General features: G+C 25.8%; 15 protein-coding genes. 4 read left to right on the forward strand and 11 right to left on the reverse strand.

Annotated elements, in window-relative coordinates; all coding sequences use genetic code 11:
* Positions 1–2 precede the first annotated feature (2 nt).
* A complete protein-coding gene (gene dxs, locus ACKU3H_RS05320) occupies positions 3–1805 on the forward strand; it encodes a 1-deoxy-D-xylulose-5-phosphate synthase (protein WP_320035936.1) in 1803 nt (600 codons plus the stop codon).
* 13 nt (positions 1806–1818) lie between these two features.
* On the opposite strand, the gene ACKU3H_RS05325 is transcribed toward dxs, so the two are convergent.
* The 10 genes from ACKU3H_RS05325 to ACKU3H_RS05370 are packed head-to-tail and all read right to left on the reverse strand — an operon-like array spanning position 1819 to position 13155.
* Positions 1819–3393 (reverse strand): type II and III secretion system protein, encoded by a 1575-nt coding sequence (locus tag ACKU3H_RS05325; RefSeq protein ID WP_320035937.1) that lies wholly within the window; start codon positions 3391–3393, stop codon positions 1819–1821.
* Between the two features lie 10 nt (positions 3394–3403).
* Positions 3404–3841 carry a hypothetical protein gene (locus ACKU3H_RS05330; protein ID WP_320035938.1) on the reverse strand — a complete coding sequence of 146 codons (438 nt, stop codon included), beginning with the start codon at positions 3839–3841 and terminating at the stop codon, positions 3404–3406.
* The gene (locus tag ACKU3H_RS05335; RefSeq protein WP_320035939.1) at positions 3838–4992 is read right to left on the reverse strand and encodes a hypothetical protein; all 1155 of its coding nucleotides are present in this window, start codon (positions 4990–4992) and stop codon (positions 3838–3840) included. Before ACKU3H_RS05335 ends, ACKU3H_RS05330 begins: the two co-directional genes overlap by 4 nt.
* A gap of 9 nt (positions 4993–5001) precedes the next feature.
* On the reverse strand, positions 5002–5859 hold the full coding sequence (locus ACKU3H_RS05340; RefSeq protein ID WP_320035940.1) for a type II secretion system F family protein: 858 nt from the start codon (positions 5857–5859) through the stop codon (positions 5002–5004).
* Entirely contained in the window at positions 5859–6788 is a 930-nt protein-coding gene (locus ACKU3H_RS05345; protein ID WP_320035941.1) for a type II secretion system F family protein, read from the reverse strand. The genes ACKU3H_RS05340 and ACKU3H_RS05345 overlap by 1 nt, the downstream gene beginning before the upstream one ends.
* Positions 6789–6791: 3 nt before the next feature.
* Positions 6792–8408, reverse strand: coding sequence for an ATPase, T2SS/T4P/T4SS family (locus ACKU3H_RS05350; RefSeq protein ID WP_320035942.1), 1617 nt, complete (start codon positions 8406–8408; stop codon positions 6792–6794).
* A 2-nt stretch (positions 8409–8410) separates the two neighbouring features.
* Positions 8411–9997 (reverse strand): AAA family ATPase, encoded by a 1587-nt coding sequence (locus tag ACKU3H_RS05355; protein WP_320035943.1) that lies wholly within the window; start codon positions 9995–9997, stop codon positions 8411–8413.
* A gap of 19 nt (positions 9998–10016) precedes the next feature.
* Positions 10017–12437 (reverse strand): Ig-like domain-containing protein, encoded by a 2421-nt coding sequence (locus ACKU3H_RS05360; RefSeq protein ID WP_320035944.1) that lies wholly within the window; start codon positions 12435–12437, stop codon positions 10017–10019.
* Positions 12438–12449: 12 nt separating this feature from the next.
* On the reverse strand, positions 12450–12890 hold the full coding sequence (locus tag ACKU3H_RS05365) for a prepilin peptidase (RefSeq protein ID WP_320035945.1): 441 nt from the start codon (positions 12888–12890) through the stop codon (positions 12450–12452).
* Between the two features lie 55 nt (positions 12891–12945).
* A complete protein-coding gene (locus ACKU3H_RS05370; RefSeq protein ID WP_320035946.1) occupies positions 12946–13155 on the reverse strand; it encodes a hypothetical protein in 210 nt (69 codons plus the stop codon).
* Between the two features lie 279 nt (positions 13156–13434).
* On the opposite strand from ACKU3H_RS05370, the gene ACKU3H_RS05375 reads away from it, so the two are divergent.
* From ACKU3H_RS05375 to ACKU3H_RS05385, 3 genes are read left to right on the forward strand one after another with little or no spacing between them, the layout of a single operon-like run.
* The gene (locus ACKU3H_RS05375; RefSeq protein WP_320035947.1) at positions 13435–14760 is read left to right on the forward strand and encodes a hypothetical protein; all 1326 of its coding nucleotides are present in this window, start codon (positions 13435–13437) and stop codon (positions 14758–14760) included.
* Positions 14753–15688, forward strand: a complete 936-nt coding sequence (locus ACKU3H_RS05380) for a glycosyltransferase (RefSeq protein WP_320035948.1) — start codon at positions 14753–14755, stop codon at positions 15686–15688. Before ACKU3H_RS05375 ends, ACKU3H_RS05380 begins: the two co-directional genes overlap by 8 nt.
* Positions 15685–16062, forward strand: coding sequence for a GtrA family protein (locus ACKU3H_RS05385; RefSeq protein ID WP_320035949.1), 378 nt, complete (start codon positions 15685–15687; stop codon positions 16060–16062). The genes ACKU3H_RS05380 and ACKU3H_RS05385 overlap by 4 nt, the downstream gene beginning before the upstream one ends.
* On the opposite strand, the gene ACKU3H_RS05390 is transcribed toward ACKU3H_RS05385, so the two are convergent.
* Positions 16055–17419 carry an LTA synthase family protein gene (locus ACKU3H_RS05390; RefSeq protein WP_320035950.1) on the reverse strand — a complete coding sequence of 455 codons (1365 nt, stop codon included), beginning with the start codon at positions 17417–17419 and terminating at the stop codon, positions 16055–16057. The genes ACKU3H_RS05385 and ACKU3H_RS05390 overlap by 8 nt on opposite strands.
* Positions 17420–17598: the final 179 nt, after the last annotated feature.

The following is a 17598-nucleotide window of genomic DNA, read 5'->3' on the forward strand; positions in this document are numbered from 1 at the left end:
TTATGGAAATAAAAGATAAGAATTTAGAAGAATTAGAATCAATTTGTTCTGATATTAGAGGTAGAATCATCGATGTTGTATCAAGAAAAGGTGGGCACTTTTCTTCAACACTTGGAGCAGTGGAATTAACAGTTGCCATGCATAAAGTGTTTGATGTAAAGAAAGATCCATTTATATATGATGTATCACATCAATGTTACCCACATAAACTGATAAATGGAAGATGGGATGAGTTTGAAACTATTAGACAGTTTGGCGGTCTTAGTGGTTTTACAAAACCTAAAGAGTCTGATGCTGATTATTTTGTAGCAGGACATAGTTCAACCTCTATCTCTTTAGCTGTAGGTGCAGCTAAAGCTATAAAACTTAAAGGTGAAGACAGAATCCCAGTTGTAATGATTGGAGATGGCTCTATGACAGCAGGTATGGTTTATGAAGCTCTAAATGAGTTGGGAGATAGAAAATACCCTGTTGTAATAATCTTGAATGACAATGAGATGTCAATAGCTAAGCCAATAGGTTCTATATCTAAATACTTATCAAAAATATTAGCAGGAAAATTCTATCAAGGTTTTAGAGATAGAGTTGATAGAAATATAGTACAAAAACTTCCAAGTGGAGCTACATATATAGCTAAAAAAATTGAAGAGAGTATGAAATTAATTACTCCTGGAATAATTTTTGAAGAGATGGGTGTAGATTATATTGGACCTATAGATGGACATGATTTAGAAGAGATTATTGAAACTTTAGAGATAGCAAAAGGTATGAATAAACCTGTAATTGTCCACGCAAGAACTGTAAAAGGTAAAGGTTATAAACATGCCGAAGGTCAACAAGAACTTTGGCATGGAGTAGGGCCTTTTAATGTAGAAGATGGAACTTTTGCTAAAAAATCATCTGCTAAATCAGCTACAGCAGTATATGCAGATGCCCTATTAGATTTAGCAAAAAAACATGAAAATGTAGTTGGTGTAACAGCAGCTATGCCAAGTGGAACAGGTATTGATAAACTTATGAAAGAGTTTCCAACAAGATTTTGGGATGTGGCAATTGCAGAACAACATGCAGTAACATCCATGGCAGCTATGGCAAAAGAGGGTTTTAAACCATTTATCACTATCTATTCTACATTTTTACAAAGAGGATTTGATCAAATAGTTCATGATGTTTGTATTTTAGGATTACCTGTAGTTTTTGCTATTGATAGAGCAGGAATTGTAGGAAATGATGGAGAAACTCATCAAGGTGCCTTCGATATCTCATATTTAAGATTTTTACCAAATATGATACTTTGCGCTCCAAGAGATGACAAAACATTAGAATACTCTTTAGAGTTTGTATATACATTAGACAAACCCTGTGCAATAAGATATCCAAGAGGAGCTTTTGCCAATCTACCATTTGAAGCTAGTAAATTTGAGTTAGGTAAGGCAGAACTTCTAAAAGAGGGTGACTCAAATAAACTATTTATTGGATATGGAGCAGGTGTAAATAGAGCCTATGAAACAGAAAAACTTCATAATGATGATATTGCTATATTAGACTTAAGATTTGTAAAACCTTTAGATGAAGATACATTAAAAGATTTAGCTAAAAAGTACAACGATTGGTATATTTTTAGTGACTCTCAAAAACAAGGTGGTGTAGCAAGTGCTATCTTAGAGTTTATAAATAAAGAAAAAATCTGTGTAAATGTAACATCTTTTGAATATGAAGATGAATTTATAGAGCATGGAGATACAAAAAAAGTTGAAGAGTATTTAGGATTAAATCCTAGTCAATTAGTTGAAAGGATAAAATAGTAGTTTAAAACTACTATTCATATCCTAGAATTTGATTAACCTTTTTTTGGTGTAACTCTTCTGGAGTTGGTTCTTTTATTTTTGTAGATTTTTTTATTGTATCAACTTTATTTTTTTCTGTTTCTATTGAGCCTTTTTTATCTTCTTTAAGTCTTTTAAAAGACCGGTCGAAAATATTATCTTCATCTAGATATTTAGATGTATCTAACATTCTTTTTTTAGTATTTTTATATCCATTAGCTTGATTATTCGTTTCTGGGTCAATTATTTCAGGAGTTAAGAAAAAAACTAATTCACTTTTTCCTTCTTTAAATACTTTACTTCTAAATAAAAATCCTAATACTGGAACATCTCCAAGTGCAGGTATTTTATCTAAGTCATATGAATTTTGAGTATTAATAAGTCCCCCTAAAACTATCGTAGAGTTATTTTTTGCAAGTACATTAGTTGTAACTTCATTTTCTAGGAAACTTGGTATATCATCTACAGTTTGTGTCCAATCAATTTTTGTATTACTTGTAGTGATTTCTAAGTCAACATAGTTATCATTCATTACGTTTTTTGCTTTTATATTTAATTGAAGCCCATATTTGATCTTTTCTACATCAGTTGATGGTATACCTTCTGCAGTGGTAGTTTGAGTTTTAATTCTTATTGTTCCCCCTGCATGAAAAGATGCATCTTTGTTTTCTAATGTAATTAACGTAGTTTCATCTAAAATATTAGCTATCCCCTCTTGTGCTAAATATTGAAGTACAAGTGATGTGTTGAAAAATTTACCTAAGTAGTTAGCTGCACCACTTAATCCTCCAGTTAAAGATACAGCATTTTGCATAATATTATCAATAGCAGTATCAACTCCTTCTATGTATTGATCTCTTACATCTGAGTCACTTACTCGACCTAAAGAGGATATTTTATCAATTTCTTTAACTTCATTATTAATTACTTCATAAAAAGTATATTCTTGACTGTTTTTTCTAGAAATAGCCCAGTTATTCTTTAAATTCAAACCTTTATCATTATCTATTTCAACTGCGAATAATTTTACACGAATCATTTTAGATGGAGTAGAAGTCTCAATCATATCAACTAATTTTTCATCAGTTTTAATACCAGCTTTTTTAAATGTATCAATAACTAAATCTTTTTCTCTATAATTTTTTACAAAACCTTTTAGTATGATTGTATCATTTGCTTGTTCAATAATTAGATCTGGATAAGTTGCTTTTACAATAGAGATAATTGTATCTAGATTTTGCATAATACTAAAATTTATATGGATTGATTCACCATTTTCTAAAGTAACTATTGCACCTTCATTTCCAATATTTTTACCTAAAATTTTTAGTTTTGTTAGAGGCGACTCAAGACTATCTATAAAATCAGCACTTATATTTTCACTATTTGTCAATTGAATATTTTTAATTCTAGAATCAAATACTAAAGTTCTATAATTATTAAGTGGCAAATATATTGTACTATCATGAAAGTCTTTTTGATATATAACTTTATCATTAATATCATAGGCAAAACTAAAATTAGCTGTAAATAAAAATAAAAATAAAACCTTAAAAAAATACTTCATTATAAAACTCCTATTCTGAATATGTTATTGTTAGAGTACATGTTACAGTACCAGGACCACTTTCATTGAAGACAGCCCTTCTACTAACTATTTGTTTATTGTAAAATGATACACCACTGTCTAATTGCGTAGTGAAGATAACTTGATAATTAGGTGGAACAATTGTATTGTCTATATTACAAACTACATTCCCTGAACTAATTTGTGCAATACCATTTACAGCTATATTATTTGCTCTTGTAACAAAAGTATTTATTGTAATTGCTCCAATGCCATTTGTTGATATTAATCTGGCTCCATAATCGCTGATTGCATCCATATTATCTTTTACTCTTGCAATTTTTGCATAATTAAGAACAAAAAAGAATAAAGTAACAAAGCCTATAAACATTACTATCCAAAGTAAAATATTTTCAATATAAGCTTTTTTCATATCATTTATTTTCACTTTTCTAACTTTTTATATTCTGAAAAAGATATATCTCTTACATCTTTTTTGTTTACATAAGTTCCATCACATAAGATATACCAATCAGGTTGTATCTTAGATTTACTAACATATGACATAATATAGTTTTTATGTATTTTGTTATTAATTTTTGCTCTAAATGATGGCTTAGTTCTTAGATAAATATTATGTGACAATCCAATTAATAATTTGTCAGTTTTTGAACATTCATCTTTATAACCTTCTGTAATTTTTGCTTTTTTAACTGTTTTTTTATCGTTATTATTTGCATAAGATATAGTGGCAGTTTTTGTTAAAGTTTTATCTTTAGGCGTATACCATTTTATTGGATAAGTAGGTTTTCTATATGAAACTGGTTTAACAAGTTTTTTCTTTTGTACTATTTTTTTAGGTTTCTCTTCTTTTTTCTCTTCATCATCTTCTTCAATTTTCGATTTAACCATCCAAAGTTGTTTACCTTTATTGTAGTCATCTATTAATTTCAACAATACTTTTTCTTTTATGTCAAGAATTATTTCATCTGCTTTTACATTAATTATCTCTTCAACTTGTTGTTTTTTTACAAGTTTTTTAATTTTTTTCTTGTATAACGCTTTTTCAGATTCTACACCTTCACTTAAGAAACCTAATATTTTAATATTTTTTGCCACATATTGAACGGCATAATTATTAACATCTTTTCCTTTTTGATAAACGGATATTATTTTTATAATATCATTAGGTTCTAATGAAAAGTTTGGGTTCTCAAAAAGTTTCATTGACATATTATAACTGTTATATTTAAAATCTAAAGATTTTTCTTCCACAATTTCGATTTTATTTGATAGCTTTTCTTTTAAAAAGGCTTCATTTTGATAAATTGTTTCTTTTGCATATTTACCAAGTATTTCCTGTTTTAATAAGGGTTTTGTTAAAACGAATTGTCTTGCAATAACAGTTTTTTTAAGATGGCTCTCATTTATAAGAGTATCTTTACTAATTGTGTTTTTTGCAACATATACATTTACTAATCTATTGTTATCTTGTGCAACTTTTTCTTTCTCTTTATAAAAATAAAAAGATATTGCTATTGCTGTTAGTAATAAAGATACTAAAACTATAATAACTGCTAACTGTTTGTCAAACTTCATACTTTTCCTTTACATTCCTAAACCTAATTCTAATTGACCTGCCATCATTGGAAAAACAATAAAGGCTCCTAATGCAGGCAAAACAAAAACAAATAAAACCAAAATAAGATACATATTAAGAGTATTAACTTTACCTTTAATTTTATAAAATTTTTCTTGCCTCATCTCATCTGACTGAGTTGAAAATATATTTTTAACTCCAATTCCTGCCTCTTCACTAAGAATTAAGAAATCTACAATTTTTCCTAAATCATCAGAATCAACTCTTTTTTTCAAATTTTCATAAGCTTTTTTTGTTGTATAATTAGTCATTTCATACTCTAATATGGCAATCTCTTTTAGTAATTCTTCATCTAATATCCCATGAGCTCTAGTGGATACTGTAAAAAAGGCATTTTTTAAACCTCCTCCTGCTTCTAATATTACATTAATTAAATCTAAAAATACACCCAAATCATTGTTTATTTTCTCTGCTCTTTCATTTTTAGATATGTAAATATATATTTTACCACCAAAAAATATAGCTATTATAGCTATTAAAACACCTATTATAACACTAAGAAGTGTAGCTTTCATTATTACAGGTATTGCTATACCTAAAATTATTCCAATAAGTGCAATTACAAATTTTCCTTCATTGTATTCTTTTTTAGTTAAACCAGCTTGGATTAATTTAAAATAAAATTCTTTATCATCTTTCTCATCGGCACTTTTATTTTTTACATCTTTTTGTTGATCAATAATAGCTAATGCATCAAGTTTTGATAATTGGACAATCTGTTTTTTTTGTCCTTGTGAATCATAAATATACCAAACAACAATAAATATTACTATTACAATTACAGGTAGGAAAAATATTAAATTCATTATTTAACCTTTGTTAATAAATTATTTACAAATAAACCAAAGGCAACCCAAACAATTATAAAAAACATTTGAATTTGACCCTCACTGCTTCCAAAAAAGTGTCTATCTAAAACACCATTTAAAGAACTGTCCATCATTTGATAAGTAAATACTACAAGGCCAATTATCATGTAACTTCCAATCTTTATCTCTTTAGTTGAAGATGTGATTTCTTGCTTTATTTCCCCTTGATCATGGAGTGTTTTTCTTAGTTTTTCTAAGGTATTTGAAAATTTACCCCCAGATTGCCTACCAATCGAGATTGTTAAGTAGAAAATTCTTAATTCTTTTGACTCAACTAACTTAAACATTTTTTCAAAAGCTTTGTTCTCACCAATAATATCTTTTTCCATAAGATATATATTAAAAGTATCTTTTGTAAATTTTGATTTTGAAGTCATAACAGCTTTTGTCAAGGACTGTTCAAATCCAACTCCACTTTTCATCATACTAGTAACTTTATCTATAATTACTTTTAGTCCATAATTAAACTCTTCTTCTCTATTTGAAATTATTTTTTTCAAAACTAAAAGTGGGAAAAAAGAGAAAACAACCCAGCTTATTGCAAATACTACTGGGTTTGTAATAGCAAAATTTACAAATGCAGCAGCAAGGAATCCAAATCCTACAGAAATTAATATAAAAATAGGTTCAGCTAAAGGTGATAAAAAGCCTGCATATGAAAGTTTTTTACCTAACCAATTTCTATCTTTATTAAAAAACCGACTTCTTTTTTTTGCTTCTGCTAATATCTCATTTTGATCATTTGATAATTTTTTAATAATTCTATTTTGTTTATTAAAATTTATTGAATAGTTATATATTAAAATAATACTAGTAATTGTTAAGATAGGTATAATTACTGATAAAATAAGAAATTGAATGTCCATATACTAATAATCCTTATCTATTTTTTGAAAATGTGGCCATTTATGGAATAATTTTGGATCATTTCTTAAGAATATATCTAAAAATTCATTTTTCCATCCACACATTTTATTTGGTAAATCTTTTTCTAATTCTTCAATTAACATTGATTTTGGCATCTCAAACTCTTTGTCAAAAATAGATAAATCAATATCTACACCAAACATATTCATTTGAGAAACTGTTCTACTAGGTGTTGATACAACTTCAAAAGTTCCTCTAGTTTTAGTCATATCACTAGTATCTCTTTTGAATTCAAATATATTATTCAAAGATACTACTGCACCGTCTTCAATTCTTTTTTCTACTTCTGAAACAGTAATAACTTTTCTGGTACCATCGGGAAATCTAACTAGTTGAATAATAATATCTATTGCAGAAACAATTTGTGCTCTAATAAAATTGATATTTGCACTAGGTCTGGCTTCTAGATACATATTCTCAATTCTTACTAATGCTTCTTTTGTATTATCGGCGTGAACAGTAGTCATAGAACCAGGATGTCCTGTATTCATAGCATTTAACATTACAACAATTTCCCCACCTCTACACTCACCAACTATAATCCTTCTTGGCGATGATCTTAGAGCTGATCTTAATAAAAAGTCAAGAGTAATAGCACCTTTGCCTTCTTCATTTGCCATTCTTGCTTCATATTGTCTAATTGTATTACATGGCATTTGAGGTTGCATCTCTTTAGTATCTTCAATTACCATTAATTGCTCATTAGGATCAATAAATCTTGTCATAGCATTTAAAAATGTTGTTTTACCACTTGATGTACCACCTGATACAATCATATTACACTTACCTTTTGCAATTTTTAGTAAAAAATAAGCCATTTTATAATCCATTTGCCCAGAATCAATGAGAGATTCTAGTAATAATGGTAAGTAATTAAATTTTCTTATTGTTACACAACTTCCATCATTTGCTGCAATAGGAGGTATTTGTACTTCTACCCTTGAACCATCCTTAAGTTTACTTGACATAATAGGGTGTGCTTCGTCAATTTTTCTATTATTTTCTGCAAGCATTTTATCTATTACTTTTCTTAATTCTTCTTCACTTCTAAAGGTGAAAGGTGTTCTAACTGTTTTACCTTTATAGATAATATCAATATAATCTTTTGTATTAACTATAACGTCATTTAAACCATCTTTTGCAATCTCAAAAATACTTGTTATTGGTCCATAGCCCACTATATTGTTTATAATAAATTCTTTAATCTCTTCTAGAATATCTTTTGGTAATTTACTCGCTTGTTTAAAAGATAAAATAAATTCAGGTAAAACCTCTTCTAAAGAATCCCTAACTATCTTTTTATCAGATTTTAAATTTATCATAAATGTATCATTTATCTCATATGCAATTTCTAATAATTTTTCATTATGATAAATTTTTGGAAAATCAAGTTCATGATTTTCAGCTTTTTTTCTTTTAACTTTTTCAATTTTTTCTTCAAAGTCATCTTCAAAAGTAATTTCATCTTCATTTTTTTCAACTTCATCATATGCAAAAGATTGTTTTTTAATCTCTTTTTTTTGTTCTTCTTCTGTAATAAGATTTCTTAAATTTCTCAATTTTATTCCTTATTTAAAAAAGAAAAGATATTTTTTTTATCTTTTGTTTTAGAAGAGGTTTTACTTATAAATTCTTTTGTTTTAAGAATATCTTCCAAAGTTTTAACAAATGGTGATTCTTGAGATATTTGTGAAGCTAGTTCACAATAATTCCAACATTTACCTAATGTTTGATAGTCGTTTGGAATTTTTATATAACTTAATTTTTCTTCTTTACTACTAGTGTTCATAATGGAATCAAAGTCTGAAGATGAAATCTCATTTAATGAGTTAACTCTATTTACTATGAAGTTAACTTTATCTTTTAAGCCAGCTCTTTTCATAAGTGAATAAAAAGTTTTAAGTTTCGATACATGTGGAAGAGTCATCTCTGTTAATATCCAAATTTCATTTACTAAATCATAAATACTACTCTTAAGTGATGAGGCATCTGAAATACCTGTATCTATAATAATATAATTGAAATGTTCACTAGCTTTTAAAATATAATCTAGCATTTTTTCTATAAATATTTCTTTTTCAAGTATATCCCTATCAATATGTTTTTGTATTCCATTTATACTGTAAAAATTTTCTCTAATTTTTACTAATCCTAGTTCTAAATTCTTTTTAATGTTAAAATCATTCATATTTACTAAGTCTATTATAGAATGATTTGGTATAGGATTTTGTGATAAAAATAGATTACTAATTGCTTTAGTTGTTGAAAGATCTATATATAATACGTTTTTTGATGGGTTGTTTCTTGCTATAATATCAGCAGTATTCATTGATATTGTTGTTGCTCCAATCCCACCAGAAACTCCACTTACTGCAATAATTTTATTATCATATTTATTTTTATTTAATAATTTATATTTTGTATCTAGTATTATATTTTTTATATTTTCAGGAGAAAACTCATCAATCGACACATAGTTTTCTATGTTTAACTTTCCACAGCTTAATGAAAGATTATGATTATTTGGACCAATTACGATGATAAATTCATTGAATTTTCTTAAAAGCTCACTATCGTCATTTATTAATTCTCCATTTTGTATGGTATAAATTATAATATTTTTAGAGTTTTTCATATGTAAAACATCAGAAATTTTAGTAATATCATAAATGACATTTATCTCTGCATTTAATAAAATATCCAAATTTGTTTGTAATTTATTTGCAAATTTTGTAGTATTCTTATCTGTAACAATAAAAATATTTAAAGGGGTGTTTTGTGATAATAAATCTTTTTCAATCTCAAATATTTTTCTTAATGCAATTCTAGATTTTTTTAGTAACTCTTTTAATACTTGTCTATACCAAATTTTTCTATTAAATGTAATTTTACCAAAGATAATATCACCATCTTTTAATACTATAGAGTATTTATTATTTATAAAATTAATATCATCTTCTATCACTTCATATCCATTTACAGTAAAACCATAAATAAAATTATTGTATTTAAAATCATATTTTAAAAATGTAAGTTTTTGAATATTTGAAATTAATACAAATAATTGTAATATCTCAATTACATTCTCTTTTCTAATATCTAAAGCACCTTGAATATTTGAATATTCTTGATATGTTTTATAATCCATCTAATCCCTTTTAATATTACTATTGCAATTCAACTATAAAGTTATCTATATATAATACCTCATTTGTACTTGAAACATAGATTGATAATGATACACCAATAATACCATCACTATCAGTACTTCCTTCTAATGTATATGATTTAGAACCATAATTAATAGAACCACTATAATTACCAAATGATTGCCTATCAATAACAAGGTCATGGTTTAAGTAAACTGTAAAATAATCTCTACTACTACCCCAATTTTCCCAGCCACCTACATAGTTTAAGTCAAATTTAACAGTTACTCTTTTATTTGCAAAACTTGGGCCAAAATTAAAAAATCTTCCTGTTGTTTGCCAATCTTTTGTTTTTGCAGCTTGTATTTTTAGTTTACCTTCGTTTGAATCATACGAATCTTTTATCCATGAACCAAATCTTGTATCAAATTGTTCTTCATCTCTATCAAAAGTTAAATTAAAAATTCGTAAATCAACTTCATTTATGATTTTTACATTATAGCTGCTTGTAATACTCTCTTTCCCATCACTTACAGTTACATTTATTTTTAAGTTATTACCAACATAACCATTAGGAATTTTTATATTTGAAGTTATAAGTCCATACTGATTTATATTAAAATATGAACTAACATTAGTTGTTCCATTTAGATAAACAGTAATTGAATAATTTAAATTATCTCCGTCTGCATCACTAAAGTAAGGACTTACATCAAAACTATAATATGTATCTTCTTTTACTGTACCATCAGGAATTTTACTTGATGTTGGTTTTGAATTAGTATCTGTAACTTCAATACTAAACGCCGGTAAAGAAGCTGATAATTGACCATCACTAACTGAAATAACTATATTCTCGTATAATCCTAAATCAGAACTTCTAGGTATTCCTACAAGTTCTCCTGTATTTTGATTAAAATTAAGCCAAGATGGTTTGTTTGAAATACTGAATGTTAAAATATCATTATCTGGATCTGAAGCATTAGGAATAAAACTATAATTTTTATCTATATTGATTGTAGGAGTAGGTGCTCCATAAATAGTAGGTGCATCATTTACTTCAGTGATAGTTATATCACAATAACCAAAGCCAATAGCTCCACTATTATCAGTTGCAGTGAATGTTATTCTATCTGTACCAAAAAAGTTTAATATTGGAGTATAAGTTAATGTACCATCACTATTTACCACAACTGTACCATTTTGAGAAGATGCAGAAGTACTAAAAATAGAACCATCAGTGTCAATTGCATTCCATCCTATGGCAGAAGTTTGATTATCTTCATTTATATTTATTGGACAACCTGTAATTGTTACCACAGGATTTTGATTATTTCCACAATTTAATAAAACTACTCCACCTTGACCAATACTAAAATTATTTAATCGATTAGGTACTGCAAGTCTTGTACTGTCTAATACCAAATCATTGAAGTCTTGGTCTCCTCCTCCATCTAAATCCTCCATTGAGTATCTATACTCATTATTTGGATCATTTGTATAGTCTATATCATTAGTAGAATCTTCATCATTGTTTAAATTATCTGCATATTCTATAAATTGTTGATATTTGTCTTTTGCATCACCAGATAAGTTACTTATAAAATCATTATATTGATTCCAAATACTTTTTGGAATAATTTGAAAGTGGGCATAATTCCCATCGCCATTTAAATTTTCATGTTCAAAATATATGTGGGTATTATCTACAGTTTTGTTATTTAGTGTTACACTTGGATTACTTGTTGCTCCCATGCAGTGACTTTGATTTAATGTAATTTGATCCGAAATAGATGGATAATCATTATATCCATTTTTAAAGGTATTATACCCATCTGATATAATAAAAGTAAATGTAGGAGGAGTTGTAAATTGAGTACCTATTGGATCGCCCGCATTAGGCCTTTTAGAATCTTCTAAAATAAGTTGGGCATTTTGTACGCAACCGTTATTATCTAAAGTATAAGTTCCAACCATATTTCTATAACTTGCATCTTCGCCTCCAAAAGACAAGTTTACATTTAGCGGAGTTGTCAATTGTTCATTAGCAGAGAAGGGGCCAATAGTAAATGAGTCTTTATCCATAAATCTATACCAAAATGTATTATAATTATATGCTCCAAATGTAGTTCGGATAGTATCTGGTTGTGAGTCTCCGGTTGTATCTAACCAAGTATAATTTACTAAACCATTATTAAGTAGATAATTACCTAATTTTGTTTGTCTTAAAATATTATTATTCACATTTTGTGCTGTACACATATCCATTTGTAGAGCATAATGTTCTGCAATTGAGTGAGATGATGTTCTAGCTAGAGATTGTAAATCTTCCATTTCATTTCTTATTAGAGTTTCATCACTAATAGTTGCAACGAAAAATACAATTCCCATGAACAAAAGAAAGGCAAAAAACATTTGATCAATAAAAGCTTTTTTCATCCTGAACCCTTTTTATTTAATTATAGTATAAATATCTATAGATTCGTTTATTTTAACTAATATTACAGATAAAAAAATAGCTGGAGCCATTGGTGCTACTCTTCTTTTTTTTACCTTCTGATAATAGATTAAAAATAATCCTTGAACTATACCTGTAACTATTAAAAATATAGGTATAGAGATTGGTTGTAAATACAAAGTTATTACTAACATATATTTAATATCACCACCGCCTAAAATCATTTTAGGAAACAAAAGAATAAGTATAACAAAAAAAACTAAAAATATTATTAAAATAATAAAAGAATAAATTATTTGTTTATTTTCAAAAAAACCAAAAATTATTAGAAAAATTGAGAGTGCAAAAATCATTAGATTGGGAATTTTATATCTAGTACAATCTATATAAGATATAAATAATGAAAAAATAAAAAAAGAAATATGAAATATCATAATAGCATGTAGTATGAGTAAATATTACTCATACTACTTAAAGTTTAATTAAAATTTAGTTGCTATTAGTTTTTTTACTTGCATCTTTAATTGCATTATCAATAGCACTATTTGCACTTTTTTGTACTGAATTAGTTTGTTTTTGAACCCAAGAATTAAGTCCTACAACAGCACCAACACCAACAATAACTAAAAGAAGTGTTACAAGAATTTTATCCATAGCACCTTTTTCTGATTTTAATCTTCTTTTTAAGAATTCTAACATTATAATCTCCTTATTTATTTTTATAATTTTATCATAGATTTATTAAATATTTCTTATTTTTCACTTAAAAAATGAAATTATTTAGATAAAATTATTATTTTAATGTTATTTATGTATAATAAAAATTATTTATAGGAGAAAAATAATAAAGTGACTAATCAAATAAAAACTAAATATATAATTTATTTATTTTCAGCTTTTGTATTTGCGTATAGTATTAATGTGAGTATGCTTGATGATGGGTTGAGACATATATCTTTTGCTTATAATAGAGAATTAATGAAAAGTTGGGGAGATATTTTTCCTCATTCTTTATTTACATCTTATGATCCTTGGTTTATGTGGCATAATTTATTAAGTATCTTAATAGATATTTTTACATATTCTAATGTACATATTGTAGTTAATACTTTATCTTTATTTTTTCTTTTAGTACTAATACACAAACATTTTGAAAATGAATCAAAATACGATTATGCGTCAGTTACATATATTATAGTTTTTTCTATTTTGTATTTGAGCTATTTTAGGTATGTATTAGTTAGACCTGATTTATTGTCAGGTTTGTATATTCTTTATATGCTAACTTTAAAAAATAAATTCTATTTAACATTGTTTGTTACAATAATATATGGTCCTTTCTATTATTTATTCTTTGTTTATACAGGAATTATAGGTTTAACCTATATAATACAAAAAGATTGGAAATCTTTTTTAGGAACATTTTTAGGTTCTTCTATTGTACTTTTTATATATCTATATATAGATAAAGTAGAGTATTTAAATACAATATTAAATATTTTAAATGATCAATCATTAAGAATGGGTTTAGAAGTTTCAGAAGGTGCCCCTTTATTTAACATATTTAAAAATATAAACTATTATATTCTTTTGCCTATTTTCTTATTTTCATGTACAATAATTATATACTTAAAATATGACTATTTTTCTAAAAATAAAGTTGCAACATTTCTTTTAATATCATCATTATTATGGACTAATCAAGTTAGATATTATGTTTTATTTTTACCATTAATTTTAGTTTTTGTAGTAACATTTTTTTTAAACTTAAATAAAAAAATATTTTTTTATAGGGTAAGAAAAATACTATATCTAGTAAAAAAATATATTGCTTATTCAAAAAAGGCTTTTATTTTTTATGTAATAGCAATACCTTATAGTATATTTATTTTTTCTTATGCATTTAGTTTAGATTCAAGAGATAAAGAATTAGATAGTGCAAAATTTTTTAAAAATGAAGAATATAGTAATAAAACTATACTATTTAATAGTCTGAACATAGATATATATAAAGCTTTATATTTTAATCCAACAATAAAAACTATACCTAGTTGTAGTATTGGCTGGTTTGAGGATAATAAAGAGATGAAAGATATTTACATAAGAATGCAAAAAGATGATGGTGTATCAGAAAAAGAATTAAAAAAACTTATTGATTTTGTAGGAGCTGATATATATATACATAGACTAAGAAATGATAAGCAAATACTAAATTTTAAGAAACTTGAAAATTTGGGAATAACACCTATAAATATATATAAAAATAGAATAATATTTAATATAAAGAGAAAAATAAATGAATAATAAAATAGCAATAATTTTGCCAGCATATAATGAAGAGCTTACTATTGAGAAAACTATATTAAGTTTTAATAAATATTCTCCTAATAGTAAGATTGTAGTAGTTGATAACAATTCAAGTGACAAAACCTATGAAATTGCAAAAGAAACTTTTGAAAAAAATCAAATAGATGGCATTTTACTTTTAGAAAAAAGACAAGGTAAAGGTAATGCAATAAGAAAGGCTTTTAAAGAAATTGATGCTGATATTTATGTAATGAGTGATGCAGATTTAACTTATCCTGCAAATGAAATTAATAAAATTATTGATCCCATATTATTTGAAAATATAGATATGTGTGTAGGAGATAGAATAAGTAAAGGTGATTACGAAAAAGAAAATAAAAGATTCTTACATAACTTTGGAAATAAACTTGTAAAAAATTTAGTAAATAAGCTTTTTAAATCAGATATTAATGACATAATGAGTGGATATAGAGCTTTTAGTAAAAAATTTGTTAAACATTATCCGATATTAGTAGAGGGATTTGAACTTGAAACAGATATGACTTTACATGCACTAGATAAAAGATTTAATATAAAAGAAGTACCAATAACTTATAAAGATAGGCCAGAAGGTAGTTTTTCTAAATTAAATACTTTTAATGATGGTTTTAAAGTATTATTTACTATTTTTAAAATTTTTAGATATTTTAAGCCTTTTGCTTTTTTTAGCCTATTATCTTCTATATTTGTGTTTTTTTCTATTATTAGTTCTATTCCAGTTTTTGATGACTGGTTTAGATATAAATATATTTTTCATGTTCCTTTGGCAATATTGTCGACTGGATTAGGGCTTATTAGTATGATACTTTTTGCGGTAGCTTTAATACTCGATGCAATATCTGATCAAAATAGAAGAGAATTTGAACAAAGAATATTAAAAGAATGAAACAATTTATAAAATTTGGGATAGTTGGAAGTATAGGATTTTGTATTGATGCCATTATATTATTATTATGTGTTAATATATTTGAAATAGAAGTATATATTGCTAGAGTATTATCTTTTTCATTAGCAGTATTCACAACTTGGCTTTTAAATAGAGTATTTACATTCCAAAAAAGTAAATATGGAAAAAAAAGAGAATATTTTTATTATTTTACTATTCAATCAATAGGAGCAATTTTAAATTATATAATTTTTATTATGTTGGTAAAAAATAATATATTTTTTGAACAATATTTAGTTTTTGCATTAGCAGTGGCATCTTTTATTGCAATGTTTTTTAATTTTATTCTTCTTCAAAAAAAAGTTTTTATTTAGAGTCAATAAATTGATATTTTGGATTTAGTCTTTTTATTCTAGTAAAATTTACTTTTTCAATAACTTCAGGATACTTAGAATTATTCAAGATATGAGTTTCATCACCATAAAACTTAATATTAAACTCATCCTTTTCAGTAAAAATTGATACAATTCCTCTTTTATCACCTCTTCTATGAACTATATATTTGGGTGTAACTATTTTTTCTGATAAAAAATCACCTTTCCATTTTGATGTCGAACTAATTTTTGAAACTAAATTTTTAATTGAATTATATATATCTACTTGTTGAAAGTTTTCTTTTACAGAAAAATTTTTATTTTTATAAGCTACAACCATTGGCACTACACTTGAAGATTTTAGTTCCCCAAATCTATTTAATTCTTCATTTCTTATTGGTATAACTGGATGATGATCACCTACAATAATTAATAAGCCATCATCAAAAAAACTATTTTGTTTTAATTTTTTATAAAATATACCTATTTGTTTGTCTATATATTTTATTGTTTCTTCTTCTGAAGATGAATTATTTTCTGGATTTCTAAATGGAGCATGTGAAGAAACAGTTTTTATAAATAAATAGTATTGTTTATTTTGCTTTTTTACACGGTCTATTACCCTGTCATAAAGAAATTCATCTGCTGCTGCATTGAAATGAAATCTTTGTTTATTAGTATAATAGCTATTTTCACTTCCTTCAATATATTCAAATCCATTAGATTTTGCCCATTTTCCAGTATTTGAAAAATGTAAATCTGATGAGGTTATAAATTCAGTATGGTAATTAAATCTTTTTAATATGTTAGGTAAAGATTTTTCCATATTATAAAAACCAGTAAAAGATACTCCTCCCCCATTTGTATATGCTTTAGGTGCATAAAGTGGAAATTCTCCAGTATTGATTGAAACTTCAGCATCTTCAGTTACAAATCCATTTGCAAAAAAATTTAAAAAGCTTATATTGTCTTTTGCTATTTTATCCAGATTAGGAGTCCAGTTTTTGATTTCAGAGAAATATTGACTTTGATATGATGCTAAAGATTCAACCATAAGTACAATTATATTTGGATATGAAGGGTTTGAATTTTTATATATTAAATTTTCTGGATCTTGTATATTTTTAATAAATTCTTTTGTGTATTCTTTTGTTTGATCATTAATCTCTATATTATATTCAATAAAGTTTTTATTTAACCATGAATGGATATATTTGCCATCTTTTGCAAAAGAGTATAAAAAAAGAAATAGTAAAATAGGAATAATAAACTTTAAGTATGTTTTTTTACTTTTTATTTTATAGCTATTAAATATAAAAATACTACTAAATAAAACAATAAAAAAAATCAAAATCATAGTATAAAAATTAATTGTATATATTTGTAATAAAAAATTTATTGCATAGTTGTAATATTTTAAAATATCATTAATTGTTAGATGGTTATAAAAACCAAGTAAAATATAAATGTCAATTAAATATAAAAAAGTAATATTTAAAGCAATAAATCGTAATAGTATTGAAAAAAATTTAGGGA

This window comes from Halarcobacter sp., assembly GCF_963675975.1.
Taxonomy (GTDB): Bacteria; Campylobacterota; Campylobacteria; order Campylobacterales; family Arcobacteraceae; genus Halarcobacter.

Bases quoted from the DNA above. Each gene is read 5' to 3' on its own strand.
- dxs (WP_320035936.1), top strand. From the start codon at position 3: ATGGAAATAAAAGATAAGAATTTAGAAGAATTAGAATCAATTTGTTCT.
- ACKU3H_RS05325 (WP_320035937.1), bottom strand. From the start codon at position 3,393: ATGAAGTATTTTTTTAAGGTTTTATTTTTATTTTTATTTACAGCTAAT.
- ACKU3H_RS05335 (WP_320035939.1), bottom strand. From the start codon at position 4,992: ATGAAGTTTGACAAACAGTTAGCAGTTATTATAGTTTTAGTATCTTTA.
- ACKU3H_RS05340 (WP_320035940.1), bottom strand. From the start codon at position 5,859: ATGAATTTAATATTTTTCCTACCTGTAATTGTAATAGTAATATTTATT.
- ACKU3H_RS05345 (WP_320035941.1), bottom strand. From the start codon at position 6,788: ATGGACATTCAATTTCTTATTTTATCAGTAATTATACCTATCTTAACA.
- ACKU3H_RS05355 (WP_320035943.1), bottom strand. From the start codon at position 9,997: ATGGATTATAAAACATATCAAGAATATTCAAATATTCAAGGTGCTTTA.
- ACKU3H_RS05360 (WP_320035944.1), bottom strand. From the start codon at position 12,437: ATGAAAAAAGCTTTTATTGATCAAATGTTTTTTGCCTTTCTTTTGTTC.
- ACKU3H_RS05365 (WP_320035945.1), bottom strand. From the start codon at position 12,890: ATGATATTTCATATTTCTTTTTTTATTTTTTCATTATTTATATCTTAT.
- ACKU3H_RS05370 (WP_320035946.1), bottom strand. From the start codon at position 13,155: ATGTTAGAATTCTTAAAAAGAAGATTAAAATCAGAAAAAGGTGCTATG.
- ACKU3H_RS05375 (WP_320035947.1), top strand. From the start codon at position 13,435: ATGAAAAGTTGGGGAGATATTTTTCCTCATTCTTTATTTACATCTTAT.
- ACKU3H_RS05380 (WP_320035948.1), top strand. From the start codon at position 14,753: ATGAATAATAAAATAGCAATAATTTTGCCAGCATATAATGAAGAGCTT.
- ACKU3H_RS05385 (WP_320035949.1), top strand. From the start codon at position 15,685: ATGAAACAATTTATAAAATTTGGGATAGTTGGAAGTATAGGATTTTGT.
- ACKU3H_RS05390 (WP_320035950.1), bottom strand. From the start codon at position 17,419: ATGATTTTGATTTTTTTTATTGTTTTATTTAGTAGTATTTTTATATTT.